General features: G+C 39.9%; 8 protein-coding genes. All 8 read left to right on the top strand.

The features are described from left to right. Positions 1 to 43 precede the first annotated feature (43 nt). Positions 44 to 745 (top strand): YjjG family noncanonical pyrimidine nucleotidase, encoded by a 702-nt coding sequence (locus tag SLH46_RS16695; protein WP_320282345.1) that lies wholly within the window; start codon positions 44 to 46, stop codon positions 743 to 745. A gap of 491 nt (positions 746 to 1,236) precedes the next feature. Further along, positions 1,237 to 4,413, top strand: a complete 3,177-nt coding sequence (locus SLH46_RS16690) for a SusC/RagA family TonB-linked outer membrane protein (RefSeq protein WP_320282344.1) — start codon at positions 1,237 to 1,239, stop codon at positions 4,411 to 4,413. Between the two features lie 35 nt (positions 4,414 to 4,448). Beyond that, entirely contained in the window at positions 4,449 to 5,930 is a 1,482-nt protein-coding gene (locus SLH46_RS16685) for a SusD/RagB family nutrient-binding outer membrane lipoprotein (protein ID WP_320282343.1), read from the top strand. Positions 5,931 to 6,820: 890 nt separating this feature from the next. After that, on the top strand, positions 6,821 to 9,976 hold the full coding sequence (locus tag SLH46_RS16680; RefSeq protein WP_320282342.1) for a SusC/RagA family TonB-linked outer membrane protein: 3,156 nt from the start codon (positions 6,821 to 6,823) through the stop codon (positions 9,974 to 9,976). 20 nt (positions 9,977 to 9,996) lie between these two features. Continuing rightward, complete coding sequence (locus SLH46_RS16675) at positions 9,997 to 11,424, top strand: SusD/RagB family nutrient-binding outer membrane lipoprotein (RefSeq protein ID WP_320282341.1); 1,428 nt, start codon at positions 9,997 to 9,999, stop codon at positions 11,422 to 11,424. Positions 11,425 to 12,347: 923 nt separating this feature from the next. Then, the gene (locus SLH46_RS16670; RefSeq protein ID WP_320282340.1) at positions 12,348 to 15,632 is read left to right on the top strand and encodes a SusC/RagA family TonB-linked outer membrane protein; all 3,285 of its coding nucleotides are present in this window, start codon (positions 12,348 to 12,350) and stop codon (positions 15,630 to 15,632) included. Between the two features lie 28 nt (positions 15,633 to 15,660). Continuing rightward, positions 15,661 to 17,094 carry a SusD/RagB family nutrient-binding outer membrane lipoprotein gene (locus SLH46_RS16665; protein WP_320282339.1) on the top strand — a complete coding sequence of 478 codons (1,434 nt, stop codon included), beginning with the start codon at positions 15,661 to 15,663 and terminating at the stop codon, positions 17,092 to 17,094. An 83-nt stretch (positions 17,095 to 17,177) separates the two neighbouring features. Then, entirely contained in the window at positions 17,178 to 17,921 is a 744-nt protein-coding gene (locus tag SLH46_RS16660; protein ID WP_320282338.1) for a hypothetical protein, read from the top strand. Position 17,922 lies beyond the last annotated feature (1 nt).

Genomic DNA, 17,922 nt, shown 5'->3' with positions numbered 1-17,922 from the left:
TCACTCAAGCGTTTAACAAACAGATGCCGTCGGGCAGCACGTAATGAAGAAAAAATATACACACCTGTTTTTTGATTTGGATAATACCCTGTGGGATTTTAAAACAAACTCGAAGTATGCTATGTTGGCAACCTTCAATTTGTTGAAACTTGATAAAAACAGTGTGGACTTCGAGCACTTTTTTGAAACTTATAACCGGTTTAATGATGAGTTGTGGGAGGCCTACCGAAAAAAGGAGGTCACAAAAAAGGAACTTACCCGTCAACGTTTTCAGCTAACTTTTGATTCCCTGAAAATTACAGACATTGATGCGCTTGAAATGAACGAGCAGTATTTAAGTGAGATGCCAAAACAGACGCATCTTATCGAGGGCGCAAGAGAAATACTCGACTTTGCGAAATCACGCGGATATCGCATGTTTATTATTACAAATGGCTTTAAGGAGGTTCAACACCGGAAACTTTTGAATGCTGATCTTGCCGGATATTTCGAGAAGCTATTTATATCAGAAGAGATAAAAACGCCAAAACCGGGACGCGAAATCTTTGAATATGCCGTAAAATCGGCCAACGCAAAAAAGAAAAAAAGTTTAATGATTGGCGACGATTGGGATGTGGATATTCAGGGTGCCCGTAATTTTGGTATGGATGCGGTTTATTATAACCGCTTAAAAGGCACAATCGATAACAAACACAATTCTATAACGGTTATTGAATCCTTAAACGAGTTGACAAATATTTTATAGCTCGTAATTCAACTATTCTTTTTAATCAATATTGTAACATAATTGAAAATTGTTGCTCCCCACAAAATCGAATAGTAATTTTTATTTCCTATCATATTTTTTAGCCTAAAATTATATTAGACTGCCTGCTTATCATAAGTATGATGTGTTGTGAAATGTTCGCCAAAAAGTGATAAATGTCATGAAAACACATTATGTCTGGAAAAAAGAGTTTTATGTCGTATAAAATATGCCATTATGATATGAAAATCCATGGTTTTATTAACCTTTTGTTAACATAAATTAACTTCTTGTTGTCGATTGTACAGTATCTTGGTAATGAGTGATTTATGTAAAATTGAAATTAATTGTGTTGTAAGTAAAATTGCCTAAAGAGTGACAAAAAGAAATCAAAAGTGGCTACACGGTGATAAACTGTTGTTAGAAATGAATAAAAAATGAATATTTGGTCATCTGTAAACGCTGTTTAATTTTAATTTAAAACTCTTTCTATGAAAAAAATCGCACTGTTTATTCTATTCCTGTGTGCCATAGGTATTGCAGGAGTTTGGGCTCAAACCAAAACGATTACAGGGGTTGCTACCTCTGCCTCCGATGGAATGACCTTGCCAGGGGTTTCTGTTTCTATTAAAGGAACAACGCTTGGTACGGTAACCGATATCGACGGGAAATATTCTTTAAAAGCTCCCGAAGATGCAGCAACCATCGTTTTCTCATTTATTGGGATGAAAACCAAAGAACTTGCAATTACCGGAACTGTAATCGATGTTGAAATGGAATCGGGAGATATTGCTCTTGATGAAATTGTTGTTACGTCGATGGGTATTTCGCGTGAGAAAAAATCACTGGGATACGCCGTTCAGGAAGTTGGATCGGACGACATTGCCAGCTCGGCATCAAAAAACATGATCGACGCGATCAACTCAAAAATCGCCGGTGTTCAGATTCAGAACTCAGGTGGTCAGGCCGGTAGCGGTACCGGTATGGTAATTCGTGGTTTTTCGTCGATTAACTACAGTAACCAGCCGCTTTATGTAGTTGATGGTGTTCCTATTAACAACGATGTTGTTGGGCACAGTGCATCAGGTACACCTTCTGCCAACCGTGCAGTCGACCTCGATCCGGAGCAAATCGCTTCAATGTCGGTACTTAAAGGTGGTGCAGCAACTGCACTTTACGGTATTCGTGCAGCAAACGGTGCTGTAATTATTACCACTAAAAAAGGTTCGCAAAAGCAAGGTTTAAAAATTGATTACAATTTTTCTTACTCGCTTGATAAACCATATCACTTGCACGAGTGGAACAGCGACTACTCCAGAGGACGTTACGGACAATACAGTAATGTAACGCACTGGAGTTGGGGACCACATTATGCTACAAATCCTACCTTCCCAACCGGAACCATGGTGGATTTAGATGGCGATGGAACAACCGAGGATGTTGGTGGTGAATTAATTCCGCAATACAAAGACAACTATTCAAGATTCTGGCAGGATGGAAATTCGCAAACACATAGTTTGTCAGCATCGGGCGGTTCGGAAACCGGTACTTTTTATGCATCAGTTTCTCGTTTAGATCAGGATGGTATCACACCTAACCAGGATTACGATAAAACATCGTTTGTGATTAATGTTAGCCAGAAAATTAAAGAAAATATTACTGTTTACGGTAAAGCAAACTACATCAATACAGGTGGTACACGATTCAGAACTGCCAGTGGTATTCTAAACGGTTTAGGATACTGGCATAACATGTGGGATGTTAACGGATATCCGTGGAAAAATCCTGCAACAGGCGATAAAACCTGGTTTTCAGGTGGTGTGCCTCATCCACAGTGGGTTGTAAACGAAGAAGGTGAAGACTGGCGTTTGAACCGTTTGATTGGTAATTTAGGTTTCGACTATAAAATTGCTCCATGGTTAACCATGAAATACACTGCAGGTATTGATACCTATTCCGAAAGCAGGGTTGAAATCAGACCATTTGGTTCGGTTGAAACAGCAAGTCGTTCAGGTGATATGACTGTGATGAAAATCAACCAGTCGGATTACAACCAGGACCTTATTTTTAATGGTAAGGTTAATTTTGGTGAAGATTTCGACGTGAGCTACCTTGTGGGTGGTAACGTTTGGCAAACCAAATACGATCGTTTATCTTCTGTAGGTACCGAGTTTGTATTGAAAGAATTTTATAACCTGAATAATACGGTTGAAATACAGTCTTCAACTTACCAGTCGGGAAAAATCCTGTACGGTGTGTACAGCGATGTAACAGTTGGTTGGAGAAACTCTATTTATCTTGGAGTTACTGCACGTAACGACTGGTCGTCGACTTTACCTGAGGACAACAACAGTTTCTTCTATCCATCGGTTAACCTGGGTGTATTGGTTAGCGAGCTGGTTGAAATTCCGGGAATTAATTACCTGAAACTGCGTGGTTCGTATTCGCAAATGGCCAACGATGCACCAACAATGGCATTGTATGATTCGTTCTCGAAAAACGCACCAAATATTTACGGTAATCCACGATTTACAATCAGCAACTCGCAAAACAACCCGGCTTTAAAACCGGAAAGAACAAACGAATTGGAATTTGGTGTTGAAGCAAGAGCACTGAATGATATTATCGGATTGGATTTGGCTTTGTACGACAGAACATCGTTAGACCAGATCATCCGTCAGCCTGTGTCTTCAGCTACCGGTTACAGCACTAAATTAATCAACCTTGGTGAGGTGAGTAACAAAGGTATTGAAGCAACACTTTCTGTAATGAACCCATTTAAAGGAAAAGATTTTAAATGGAATACTTATTTCAACTTCACTAAAAACAAGGGTAAGGTAGAGCGTCTTGGTCAGTCAACCGAAGACGATCTTGACCGTGTAATTCTTACCGATGGTTGGTGGACAAGTGCACTGATTGTTGCTGTTGAAGGCGAAGAATTAGGAACCATTTATGGTGACCCATGGCAACGTTACGGACAAGATCTTGATCCTTCAGATCCTGATTACGTAAGTCCTGAGGATGAGGATTATTTAGATGCTCCTTTATTGATCGATTCAGAAGGAAAACCACAATTGGGTTCTCAAACCGTTAAGTTGGGTAATGTAAACCCTGACTGGACCTTGGGTATTACTTCTGATTTTGAGTACAAAAACTTCAGTGCAGGTTTCACAATGGAACGTCGTCAGGGTGGCGATATGGTGAATGGTTTTGAAGCAAACCTTATCTACGCCGGTTTGTCTACATTGACTGCCGATCGCTGGTACGATGGCGATGCTGCTGACGGAAGTGACGGTTACTCGAATACTACCCGCCTTATCGAAGGTGTTCATGCCGATGGAACAGTAAACACTACTCCTGCTAAAATGGACAACGATTTCTGGACCGGACGTTACCGTTTGGTTGAAGAAGAACTGGTTCAAGACGGATCGTGGTGGAGACTTAGAACTGTTTATCTGGGTTACCGCCTACCAAGTAAAATGTTGCAGAAGACCTTTGTAAAAGGGCTGAAGTTTACATTCACCGGTAAAAACTTATTCCTGGCTACTCCATACAAGGGTAACGATCCGGAATTGAGTTTCCACGGTGTAGGTAACTACCAGGGATTTGATGAATTGGTGATTCCAAACAACAAATCTTATATGTTCAGCATTGCTGCAACATTCTAATCAGTAGGAATAAGAAATTTTAAAAGAAGAAAGACATGAGATATATAAAAATAACAACAAGTTTACTGGTGATTTTTATGTTGTCGATTGTGAGTTGTTCCGAATTCGACACAATCAACGATAACTTAAACTCGCCACAAAATGCTACTATTGACGTTGTGTTAACAGCAGCTCAGTATACGCAAATGGACGATTTTGGAGGTTTTGGTACCGGCTTTTGGGGCTTGTTTAGTCAACACCAGGCTGGAAACCACGCACGTGGTATTAACTACGACCGTTACATTATTACACACAGTGATGAAAATGGTTTTTTCACCGGACTGTATTTGGGCCCGTTAAAAGACTACCAATATATTATGGAAGTAGCCGAAGAAAACGGATCAAATCATTATTTAGGAATTGCCAAAGTAATGACAGCCTTTGGATTGGCTACTTTAACAGATATTTACGGCGATATTCCATGGTCGGAAGCATTTAACACAGAAAATGAAACGCCGGCATACGATAGCCAGGAGTTTGTATATTCTGAAATTATCCGCTTGCTGAAAGAAGGTATTGCTCATTTCGGACAAGACTCATACATGGCGGTTGGTTCTAACGATTTGATTTATGGTGGCGATATGGACAAGTGGACAGCTTTGGCTAACTTGTTACTCGCACGTAACTTAAATCACCTGAGCAAAAAATCGTCGTACAATCCTTCTGATGTACTGAAGTATGTTGATGCAGCAAAAGCTGCCGGTGCTGTAGTTGGTGGCGACTGGGATTTTAAAATGAATTATGAAGGTACTGCAAGTAGCCGTAACCGCTGGGGAACGCACTGGGAAAACAACACCGTAATTGCTTCGAAAGTAATGATGGATATGATGTTGGTTGATACAGGTGAGAACAATCCGAATCCTACATATCCTGAAGCAACTGAAAACTCAGATCCTCGTTTGGAAGCTTATTGGGATAACTATAACTTCGACGGAATGCTTGTTGGATACAAAGGAAAACCAAACGGTTTTGGTATTACCAGCGAAAGTTTTTCTCCAATTGGTCCTGACGGTGTTTTCGGAGCTTATGATTCGCCTATCTATGTAGCAACGGTTATCGAGATGTTATTTATTGAATCGGAAGCTGCTTATGCAGCCGGCGATTTAGACCGTGCAGCATCTGCATTAAACGAGGCTGTTACTGCAAGTGTAACTCAAAATAGTATTGGTGCCGGTGTTGACAGAGCACCTGCTTATTTGGCTGCACATGCTGCCGAAACAGCAGGTACGGTAACCCTGGAGAAAATTATGACTCAAAAATGGTTGGGAATTTTCCCTCTTGAGCCGGAAGCATGGGTAGATGCCCGTCGTCATGATTATGCATATCCTGAAGAAATTGCTATTCCAATAAACGATAGTGGCGATCCAATTGCCTCTGACTGGATCAGAAGATTCCTGTATCCACAGGATGAGCTGAACAAAAACAGGTCGAATGTACCTGATGCTACCATTTTCGACAAATTGTGGTGGGATCAATAAAAAATAAAGAGAACCGGATTCGCCCGGTTCTCTTTATTTCATAGAAGTTGTTAGCCTTTTAGCTAAAAAGAAATAACCGGGAGATACTCACTCTACATTTACTCACAATTACCCTTCGTAGAAACTTAAATAATCTCCCGGTTTCTTTTTTTCTCTCTCTTTTTTATTCTACTTTAAAATCCGTCTTCCTTTAATTCTTCAAAGCCAGATATATCATGCAGGTGATAAATTCTTAAGTAGATAGTGCTTCTTTTTGAATCCGGTTCGATTTTCTATTTGGCTCATTTTGTTTCACTTTGTTCTATTCTGTTTTTCATAATATCGTAAAAACATTCAGGAGTTTTAATAATGATGTTTTAGAAGGCTTTTTGTTTCAATATGTAAGCTGAGTGGCAAATCTTTTAATATTCTGTTAACACAAATTAACACTTTGTTGTAGTTGTTACAATAAGCTAATAATGAGGAGTTTGTCTGTTTGGAATTCTTTTAATTTGTGTCAAAAAGAAAGATTGTAATGTCAAAAAGAATCAAAAAGCTCAATATGGATGGCAAAATGTTGTCTATGTGAAATAAAAGATGAATATTTGACATGTGAGAATTTAGGTTTATCTAATGAATATTTGTTGCGAGAACATAAAAAATGGCAACGACGAGTTTGGGGGAATTCGATATTCATTTATCAGATTAAAAATATAAGAATGCTGTTTAATTACTGTTTATTACATTTTTCAGAAGGGGGTCAACAATCCATATATTTTACTAAAGAAATATTACACTAAATGATTGGTGTTAAATGATTTCTGCTGTGTATTTCGGTATTAATCGATACGCAAAGTATTAACAAAAGAATTTTGAATTGTAGTTATAATATTAATCTAAAATTGTTTTTTATGAAGAAAATTGCACTTATTATGTCGTTCCTGCTTCTCTTGGGAGCGACGGTGGCAAATGCTCAGACAAAGATGGTTTCCGGTACGGTTACATCCAGCGAGGATGGTATGCCAATTCCGGGAGTTTCTGTTTCAGTAGCAGGAACAACCATGGGTACTGTAACCGACATTGACGGGGTTTTTACATTAAAAGTACCACAAGATGCCAAAGCTTTATTGGCAAGTTTTGTGGGTATGAAAACACAAACCGTTGAATTGGGCGAAGGTTCGGATTACGCTATTGTAATGGAGCCCGACCTGGTTGGTATCGACGAGGTAGTGGTTACTGCACTTGGTATCTCGCGCGAGAAGAAATCTTTAGGATATTCGGCTCAGCAGTTAACAGGTGACGACATTGCCGCAGTAAAAGATGCGAACGTGGTGAACTCTTTATCGGGTAAAGTTGCCGGTGTACAGGTTACTGGTTCTACCGGTACTGTTGGTGGTTCGTCGCGTATTGTTATTCGTGGTGTTAACTCGATTTCGGGTAACAACCAGCCTTTATTTATCGTTGACGGTACTCCTATCGACAACTCAAACTTCAACTCTACCGGTACTCAAAACGGTGGTGGTGGTACTGACTGGGGTAACTCTGCAGCAGATATCAACCCTGAAGACATTGAGTCGATGACTGTACTGAAAGGTGCCAACGCTGCCGCACTTTACGGTTCGCGTGCTGCTAACGGTGTAATCCTTATTACAACTAAAAAAGGTACAAAACGTAAAGGTATCGGCGTATCTATTTCTACAGGTGTAAATGTTACAACAGTTGCATTGTTGCCTGATTATCAGAATGAATACGGTGGTGGTTACAAACAAAGTTTTGATACTTACGAAGGTGAGCCTGTTGTAAACTACGCAGCTGACGAAAGTTGGGGACCAAAAATGGACGGAACTTTAGTACGTCAGTGGTACAGCTGGTACGAGGATGATGAGGACTACGGACAAATGACTCCATTTGTTGCTCATCCAAACAACGTAAAAGATTTCTACGAAACAGGTATTACAACTAACAATAACGTTGCTATCGAAGGTGGTGGCGAGGGTACACTGTTCCGTTTGTCTTACACTAACTTTAAGCAAACAGGTACATTGCCAACTTCAGAATTAAAAAGAAATACAATTGCCTTTAGCGGAAGTTCAAAACTTACTGACAAATTAACTGCTTCAGCAAGTATGAACTACGTTAAAACTAAAAACGATGGTATTCCTTCTCAAGGATATTCGGGTGTTCAAGGTAACGTTGTAACAAGTTTTAACCAGTGGTTCCAGCGTCAGATTGATATGGACAAACTGGCTAATTACAAAACAGCTGATGGTGTTGACCGTACATGGAACATCAGTTCTCCAACCAACCTTCACCCACTTTACTGGGAAAACCCATACTGGGTAATCAACGAAAGTCCTGCAAACCTTCAGAGGGACAGGGTATTCGGTAACGTATCGTTGAAATACGATGTGCTTCCTGGTCTTACTGTTCAGGGATGGGCACGTACCGACTTCTATAACGACCGTCGTGAACAACGCATTGCTTCAGGATCTATTCCACAAGCATGGTACCAGGAGCAAGTTCGTCAGATGGAAGATAACAACTTCGAGTTCCTGGCAACTTATACTAAAAACATCACTTCAGACTTTTCTTTAGATGCTAACTTTGGTGCTAACAAACGTGTACGTAACTACTACAACAATACTGCAAGTACAAACGGTGGTTTAAGTGTACCTAACTTCTTTAACGTAACAGCTTCGGTTGACCGTCCTTCTATCACTGATTACAAAGACAAAAAAGTGGTTAACTCGCTTTACGGAAGTGCAAGTTTCGGTTATAAGAGTATGGCTTACGTTGATGTATCATTACGTAACGACTGGTCTTCTACTTTACCTGAAGGAAACAACTCTTATTTGTATCCTGCTGTAACAGGTACATTCCTGTTCTCTGAATTGATTGAAGATAAGTCTATCCTTTCATTAGGAAAAGTTAGAGCAAGTTGGTCGCAGGTAGGTAACGATACCGATCCTTATCAGTTGGCAGTTACTTATTCTTCTGGAAACAACTATGGTAGCTACCCAGCATATTCAGTACCTAATAACCTGAAAAATGCTGATTTGAAACCTGAAACCATCGAAACTGTAGAGTTTGGTGCTGAGTTTGGTTTCTTCGAAAACCGTTTAGGTTTAGACGTAACTTACTACGATATTAAATCGAAAGATCAGATTTTAGGTTTAAGTACAGCAAGTACAAGTGGTTATAGCTCGGCTGTTGTAAACGCAGGATTGATTACCAACAAAGGTTGGGAAGTTATGTTGCGTGCACGACCTATCGATAAAGAATTTACATGGGACGTTGTTGTAAACTGGGCGAAAAATAATAACAAGGTTGTTGAATTGGCTGAAGGCGTTGATAACTACGTTTTGGCAAGTTGGGGACCTTCTATTAATGCCAAAGAAGGTGAAACTTACGGTACTTGGGTAACCGATGGTTTTACTTACAACGAAGACGGAGAGCGTTTGGTTGATGAAGACGGTTATTACGTTCGTTCAACTAACCAGACTTACGGTTCTTATTTACCTGACTGGACTGGTGGTGTAACCAACTCATTCTCTTACAAAGGTATTTCGGTAAGTGCTTTGGTTGATTTCCAAAAAGGTGGTCAGCTGTACTCAGTAACTAACCGTTACGGTGAATATTCAGGTCTGTTAGCATCAACTGTTGGTAACAACGCCAAAGGAAACCCAATGAGGGATCCTGTTAGCGAAGGCGGTGGTATGCTTGCTGAAGGTGTAAAAGAAGACGGAACTCCGAATGATGTTTACATCGAAGCAGTAGATTACTGGAAAGCTATGAGAAACTACAGAGAGAACTATTTATACGATGCAAGCTTTATTAAGTTGAGAGAAGTGAAAATTGGTTACTCATTGCCAAGCAGTTTGTTTGCCAATACATTTATCAACGGAGTTAATGTTGCATTGGTAGGAAGAAACCTGGCCATCCTTCATAAAAATATTCCTAACGTTGATGCTGAAAGTGCATACGGTTCAGGCAACATTCAGGGATTTGAGAACGGTCAGCATCCAAGTACCAGAACTATGGGTTTCAGCGTAAATGTTAAATTTTAACAAGTTAAGAAGAAGATATTATGAAGAGATATATAAAGAAATCAGTTTTTGCCCTGCTTTTTGCTAGCTTATTTGTGGGCTGTACCAAAGATTTCGAAGAAATCAATACCGATCCGAACAACGTTACGGATGTGCCAACTGCATACCTGATGACAAACGCACAGCGTTCAATTTTGGGTAACCGTTTTAATACAACTTGTATGCTGTACTCTCAGCACTGGTCTGAAACACAGTATACTAATACGTCAAGATATCAAACTGCAGAAGCAAGTTTTAACTCATACTACACTGGTCCTTTGGCTGATTTAGAGCAAATTATTGCTATTAACACCGATGAGGCTACAATGAGTGATGCTACTGCTTCAGGTTCTAATGCCAACCAGATTGCTGTTGCAAGAATCCTGAAAGTGTATACTTTCCAGTTGATTACTGATATGTGGGGTGAGATTCCTTACAGCGATGCTTTAAAAGGTTCGGAATCTTTTAAACCAACTTACGATACTCAGGATGCAATTTATGCCAGTTTCGTTACTGAATTAACTGAGGCTGCTGCCCAGATTGAAGTAAACGCAGCAGGTATGGAAGGTGACATTATTTTCGGTGGTGATATGGCTGCCTGGAAAAAATTCGCCAACTCATTAAAAGCACGTGTTGGAATCCGCATGACAGAAGTTGATGCTGCTGCTGCTAAAAGCGCTGTAGTTTCTGGTTTGGCAGGTGGTTTTACAAGCAACGACGACAATGCATTGTATTCGTACTTGGCCGATGCAGCTAACTGGAATCCTATTTACAACCACTTCTTAACAAGAACTGACTACGCGATCAGTAATACAATGGCTGATTACATGGCTGCGATCAACGATCCACGTTTGCCTGTTTATGCCGATCCTGCTCCAAATACAGGAACAGTTGTTGGTATGCCTTATGGAGTATCTGATGCAGAGTCAGGAAGTATCACTAACGCAGAAATTTCATTCCCGGGTGCTGCTGTACGTGCTGCAGAGAGCCCAGGTGTTATGCAGACTTATTCTGAGTTGTTATTCATCAAAGCAGAAGCTGCGGCCAGAGGATGGATTAGCGATGATCCTGCCACTGTTTACGAAGAAGCGATTACTGCCAGCATGGAATTCTGGGGAATTGATGCTGCTGCAACTGCCGATTATTTAGCACAGGAAGCTGTAGCTTACGATGCTGCTAACTATAAAAAATCGATTGGTGAGCAAAAATGGGTGAGCTTGTACATGGACGGACAGGAGTCATGGTCGGAGTGGAGACGCCTCGATTATCCTGAACTTGCACCTGCACCAGCTGCATACCAGGACAGAGAGATCCCTCGTCGTAGAGCATATACTCAGAACGAATTTGACCTGAACGAAGAAAATGTAACAGCTGCAGTAGCTCGTCAGGGTGCAGACGATATGGACACCAGAATCTGGTGGGATAAATAATATCAAAGAAAAACCATTCGGCCAGTTGTGGCCCTTTTAGGTTATTAATTAAAGAGCAGCCGGTAAGTTTTGACTTACCGGCTTTTCTTGTTTTAAAACATAACAAAAGTCATAAAATGTTAACCCCGGTTGTGTCTGTCTTAAATCGAGGTGTTAAGGTGCACATATTCAGAATGTTGAGAGGTGGGTTTTATTAAGTATAAATAAGTCTGATTTTGTGTGTTATTTAATCTATTTGTCAGTCAGGCGCAAAAAAATCTTACACTTTCTTTAATAAATCAAAACTTCTTTTAATATTTGTAAGTGTTAAAAATATTAAACTAATAATATTACATAACAATTGTTTCTCAAAAATGAGTGGATTTGGGGGAATCCTTTTGAGAAAATACATTTTAAAAGCTGTTTAATTATTACTTAAAACTGTTTCTATGAAGGGGGAAATTTTTCAAGTTAAGACTTATCAGTTACCAAAATTTCGATCAATCTGTTGTAGGCAGGTAATGACCTGACCTTGTGTTCATATCTGAGCGTGTATACCATTGTTAACCAGTATGGTTTTTTTGAATAACAGGACGTGAGGGGAGGATTATTTGCAAATTTGGGTAACTGTTAAAAAAATTAACAATTAGAGTACTTCGCCAGGTCTTACAGAGGTCAATAATAACTGTGACAAAAATATTAGTGCTTTTTAATTAATAACTGTTTCTGTGGTTGGTAGAGTAAATAGTCGAATTGATTTTTACAAATTCTTTAGTCGCAAAATAAAGGATTTGGCAATAAGATATTGCCGGGAGGTACTCACTCTACATTTACTCACAATTACCCTTCGTAGAAACATAAATCCTCCCGGCTATTTTCAAATAGAATAGAAGGTTTTTATACAATTTTTATAGCTCTTTAATTAATAACTTAAAATTATTTCTATGAAAAAAATTGCGATTTTTTTATCGATTCTCCTTTTCATGGGTAATTTGGTGTCAAATGCTCAAACGAAGACATTGACCGGTACGGTTACTTCTGCTGAGGATGGATCATCAATTCCCGGGGTTTCGGTTTCTGTAAAAGGTACTACTCTTGGTACTGTAACTGACATTGACGGGAACTACAACTTGAAAGCACCCGGCGATGCTTCAGTTCTTATTTTCTCTTTTGTTGGAATGGCTACTCAGGAAGTAAGTATCGATGGCCGTTCGTCGATTGATGTTCAAATGGAAAACGCCGACATTACTGTTGATGAGGTTGTTGTTACAGCTCTTGGTATTCAACGCGAGAAAAAATCTCTTGGTTTTGGAGCCACAGAATTAGGCGGCGACGCGGTTAGCGAAGTTAAAGAAACGAACTTTGTTAACTCATTATCAGGTAAAGTAGCCGGTGTTCAGATTCGTCAGGCAAATACAATGGGTGGATCTTCGAATATTCTTATTCGTGGTACTACCTCGTTAACCGGTAACAACCAGGCATTATTTGTTGTTGATGGTGTACCAATCGACAATGCCAATACCAATACCAGTAATCAGACTTCAGGCTGGGGTGGATACGACTACGGTAACGCAGCAATGGATATCAACCCTGACGACATTGAGTCGATCACTGTACTTAAAGGTGCTGCTGCGAGTGCGCTATATGGTTCGCGTGCAGCAAACGGTGTAGTTTTGGTTACAACAAAAAAAGGTAAACACAAAAAAGGCTTAGGAATCACAATCAATTCTCAGGTTCAGATCTCTAAGGCTGATAAATCGACAATGCCAAAACACCAGAAATTATATGGTGGTGGTTATGGTCCTTTCTACGAAGATCCGACTGCCTACTTCTTTTACGCAGATATTGACGGTGATGGAGTTGAAGATTTAATTACACCAACTTCGGAAGATGCTTCATGGGGTGCTGCATTCGATCCGAACTTAATGGTTATTCACTGGGATGCTTTAGATCCGACTTCTCCAAAATTTGGTGAAAAAAGACCTTGGGTTGCACCGGAACATGACTATACTTATTTCTTCGAAACCGGTTTGAAATTCTCAAACAACGTATCTTTCGAAGGTGCCCACGATAAAGGAACATTCAGATTATCGTATACCAATGTTGACGAAAACGGTATTTTGCCTAACAGTGAAATCAAGAAAAACACCCTTTCGTTTGCAGCAGTGCATAATTTCACCGATAAACTTTCGGTTGATGCAAGTATCACTTACGTTAAAACTGATGCAGTGGGTCGTTACGGAACCGGTTATGATGAAGGAAACGTTATGCAGTCGTTTGGTCAGTGGATTGAGACAAACGTTGATTTCAAACGATTGAAAGAAGATTATATCTCTCCTGACGGAAGACAACGGACTTGGAACTACGCTTACTATGATGAGTTAGTACCTATTTATTTCGATAATCCTTACTGGGTACGTTATATGAACTTCCAGGATGACGAACGTAACCGTTTCTTTGGTTATGCAGCCTTGAACTATAAAATTACCGACTGGTTAACATTTACCGGCCGTACAGCTATCGATTATTACACGCAAATTCAAAACGAACGTGTCGCTGTAGGAAGTAACGGTACATCAGATTTTACAAAACGTACACGTACATTTAATCAGCGCAATACTGATGTTATGTTGAAATTCAACAAGAATATCAATGAATTCTCGATTAACGGTATCGTTGGTGGAAACTTTTATCAAAGTAATATCGAATCAACTACCGGATCTACTGTTGGTGGTTTGATCGTACCTGGTCTGTATACAATCAGTAACTCTGTGTCTCCTGTTTCAGTTAGCGAAAGCTTGCAGGAAAAAGGAATGAACAGTGCTTATGCTCAGGCATCTGTTGGTTACAATAACTTTGTTTATTTAGATGTAACCGGTCGTTACGACGTTTCTTCAACCTTACCTGATGGAAACAACGCTTACTTCTACCCATCGGTTTCAGGTAGTTTAATTTTATCAGAACTGGGTGGAATGAAAGATGCCAGCTGGTTGAATTTTGGTAAATTCAGAATGAACTATGCAGAAGTAGGTAACGATGCTCCTATTTACAGTACAACTTCCACCTACTCGCAAGGTACAAACTGGGGTGATCTGGCATTGTTCTCAGTAAACAGCACGCTTCAGAATCCTGACTTGAAACCAGAGCGTACAAAATCGTATGAAGCAGGTTTGGAAGGAAGAATGTTTAACGACAGATTTGGATTTGATATTTCTGTATATAAATCAAATTCTTACGACCAGATTATGCCTGTACTTGTTTCTCGTTCATCGGGTTATACAAGTCGTTACGTAAACTCGGGTGAAATTCAAAACAAAGGTATCGAACTTAGTCTTGATGTCACTCCGGTAAGAACATCTGATTTCTCGTGGGATATTACATTGAACTGGTTTAAAAACAAAAACGAAGTTATCAGCCTTTACGAAGGTGTATCTAACTTGCTGCTTACTTCGGCATGGGATGTTACCATTAACAACACTGTTGGACAACCTGCAGGTGTTATTCGTGGTACCGACTTTGTTTACACTAACGGACAACCTACAGTTAATGAAAACGGTTACTACATGATTTCTGATGCAGAAGACGAAATTATTGGTAACGTAAATCCTGACTGGAATGCAGGTTTGATCAACAAGTTCACCTACAAAAACATTACTTTGAATGTATTACTTGATATGCAACAGGGTGGTGACATTTACTCAATCAATACAAAATACGGTCAGGCAACAGGTGTTTATGCCGAAACTGCCGGAACAAACGTTTTGGGTAACCCAATGCGCGACAACGTAGTTTCACAATCAGAAGGTGACATGGGTGCACACTTTGGTGGTGGTGTTCCGTTAAGCGATGCTGCATCCAACTCGGGTGGTACAATTCTTCCTGGTGTTAAAGCAGATGGTACACCAAACGATATCCTGATTAACTCAGGTCGTTGGGGACGTGCTTTCTACTACAATAATTCACCTACAGCACGCTACGTATTCGATGCTTCTTATCTGAAATTACGTGAAGTTTCGTTGGCTTATACTTTGCCAAAGGCTTGGTTTAACAATACGCCAATCCAGAATCTGACATTGTCGGCAGTTGGTAGAAACCTTTGGATTATTAGCAAAAACACTGAACACTTCGATCCTGAATCAGGTTTAAGTTCTGGTAACAAACAAGGTATCGAAAGTGGTGCATATCCAACAGCGAGAACATTTGGTTTCAATGTTAAAATTGGCTTTTAATTAAGGTTAAATTAAAAAAAGTAATTCTATGAAAAGTATAAAATATATTTCAATAGCATTGATGCTGATCTTTACAATTGGAATCACATCGTGCGATTTGCCGGATAATCAGAATCCGAAGGCAGCAACGGAGGTGCCTGTGAACACACTGTTCACAAATGCTCTGATCTCATTTGCCAATCAAGTGAACAGTTCAAGTGTGAATTCGAATCCTTCACGATTGTTGGCTCAATACTGGCAGGAGACTACTTACTTCGATGAAGCAAGATATAACTTCCAGGACAGGGGTATTTCTGATAGCTATTCATCGGCGTTCTACAAGGACGTAATTATGGATTTAAAAGAAGCGGCATCTATTATTTCTGCAACAGATGCAACAGGTTCGTTGGCAATAGAAAATGCCAATAAGTTGGCTGTTATGGAAGTTATGAGCGTTTATTCATTCCAGTGTTTGGTTGATGCTTTTGGTAATATTCCATATTCTGAAGCACTTATGGGCTCTGAGAATTCATCTCCAAGTTACGATGATGCAGCTACAATTTATGCTGATCTGTTGTCACGTATTTCAAGTGCAATCAGTTCAATGGATGATTCATACGGAAGTTTTGGTTCTGCCGATATTCTTTTTGGCGGCGATGTTGCCAGCTGGAAAAAGTTTGCAGCTTCTGTAAAACTTCGTCTTGGAATCCGTTTGGCCGATGTTGATGCATCTGCAGCAAAATCAGCAGTTGAGTCAGCTTATTCTGCCGGTGTTTTCGAAGCAGGAGAAGGTGCATTGTTCTACTATAACGGAGTTGTTCCTCACGTAAATACAATTTATAGTCACTTCTCGGTTTCAAACCGTAAAGACTGGTTGCCTGCCAATACAATCGTCGACAAAATGAATGAATTGGGTGATCCTCGTATCGGAAAATATTTCACACAATACGAAGGTGAATACATTGGTGCTATTTATGGTTTAAACGGTGCTCAATCATACAACAACTTCTCAAACTTCACCGATCGTTTTATGGCAGCTACTTTCGAAGCCGATTTGTTGAGCTATCCTGAAGTTGCTTTTATTCTTGCCGAAGCTGCACAAAGAGGTTGGAGCGTTGGCGGAACAGCTGAGGATTATTTTAACTCAGCAGTAAAAGCCAGCATTGTATACTGGGAATGTACTGAAGCAGAAGCTGATGCTTATCTTGCAGCAAATGCCTACGATGCCGCGAACTGGAAAGAAAGCATTGGCGTTCAGAAATGGATTGCATTGTACAACCAGGGTGTTGAGGCATGGGCCGAGTGGAGAAGATTGGATTACCCAATTCTGAATCCTCCGGAAGATATGACTTACGCTGACATACCTGTACGTATGCCTTATCCTTACGATGAAGAGGAATTAAATCCTGATGGTTATGCTGCAGCCGTTTCCGCAATGGGTGGCGACGACATGAGCATAAAATTGTTCTGGGATAAAAACTAACAACCATAATAGAAAGGGAGTTTTTTACTCCCTTTCTTTTTCTCTTTCGATAGTTGAATAACTAATTGAAAACCTAAATCATCTTGACCCACTTCCTCAAAAATATATCGCTTGTTTTCACCTTTCTGCTCGTTCTTGTTCAGCATACAAAAGGGCAGGAACAGTTTCTTCCGTTCGATACCATTGCTCCTTACACCGATGCTTTAAAGATTATCAATGGCGAGGAGTGGACTTACGTGAAAAAATATGTGGGGCAGCCGTTTTTTAAAAACGAAGACTGGAATAAGGCAAATGTTAAATGCGACGGGATAGTTTTTCCGGAAATGGATGTGAAATATAACATCGAAACCGACGACCTTATTCTGTTTGTAAAAAAAGGAGACCGGGCATTTTCTTACATCCTGAACAAGCAAATAATTAACTCGTTTGAGTTTTCCACCGAGGATAATTCAAAACCGTACTTGTTCTCGTACACGAGGCTGGACCAAAATACGCCAAAGGCATTCTACACAAAACTTTATGACGGAGAGTTAAACTATTACGTTCGCTTTCAAAAGTACATTAACAAGGTTATTTCCGGAAATTATACGGGTGAGTACGTTCTGCATGCACTCATGTACCTTGAAATGGATGGCCGAATCTTTGAGTTAGATACCAAACGTCAGTTGTTTTCACTTCTTGAAGACAGAAAAACAGAGATCAAGAAATTTATGAAAAAGCAGCGTATAAAATTTGATCATAAGCGCCCGGAAGATCTTATCGCTGTTTTTAGCTATTACGATTCCCTAAAACCAATATCCCTGAATGCTGATGCACCTCAACACTAAA

It is taken from the genome of Draconibacterium sp. IB214405 (assembly GCF_033963885.1).
Lineage (GTDB): Bacteria > Bacteroidota > Bacteroidia > Bacteroidales > Prolixibacteraceae > Draconibacterium.
Note: the sequence above shows the minus strand (reverse complement) of the source record. Positions and strands in the feature narration are given on the sequence as shown.

What these genes read in the sequence shown, in the direction of transcription:
- SLH46_RS16695 (WP_320282345.1), top strand. Translation starts at nt 44, where the DNA reads ATGAAGAAAAAATATACACACCTGTTTTTTGATTTGGATAATACCCTG.
- SLH46_RS16690 (WP_320282344.1), top strand. Translation starts at nt 1,237, where the DNA reads ATGAAAAAAATCGCACTGTTTATTCTATTCCTGTGTGCCATAGGTATT.
- SLH46_RS16685 (WP_320282343.1), top strand. Translation starts at nt 4,449, where the DNA reads ATGAGATATATAAAAATAACAACAAGTTTACTGGTGATTTTTATGTTG.
- SLH46_RS16680 (WP_320282342.1), top strand. Translation starts at nt 6,821, where the DNA reads ATGAAGAAAATTGCACTTATTATGTCGTTCCTGCTTCTCTTGGGAGCG.
- SLH46_RS16675 (WP_320282341.1), top strand. Translation starts at nt 9,997, where the DNA reads ATGAAGAGATATATAAAGAAATCAGTTTTTGCCCTGCTTTTTGCTAGC.
- SLH46_RS16670 (WP_320282340.1), top strand. Translation starts at nt 12,348, where the DNA reads ATGAAAAAAATTGCGATTTTTTTATCGATTCTCCTTTTCATGGGTAAT.
- SLH46_RS16665 (WP_320282339.1), top strand. Translation starts at nt 15,661, where the DNA reads ATGAAAAGTATAAAATATATTTCAATAGCATTGATGCTGATCTTTACA.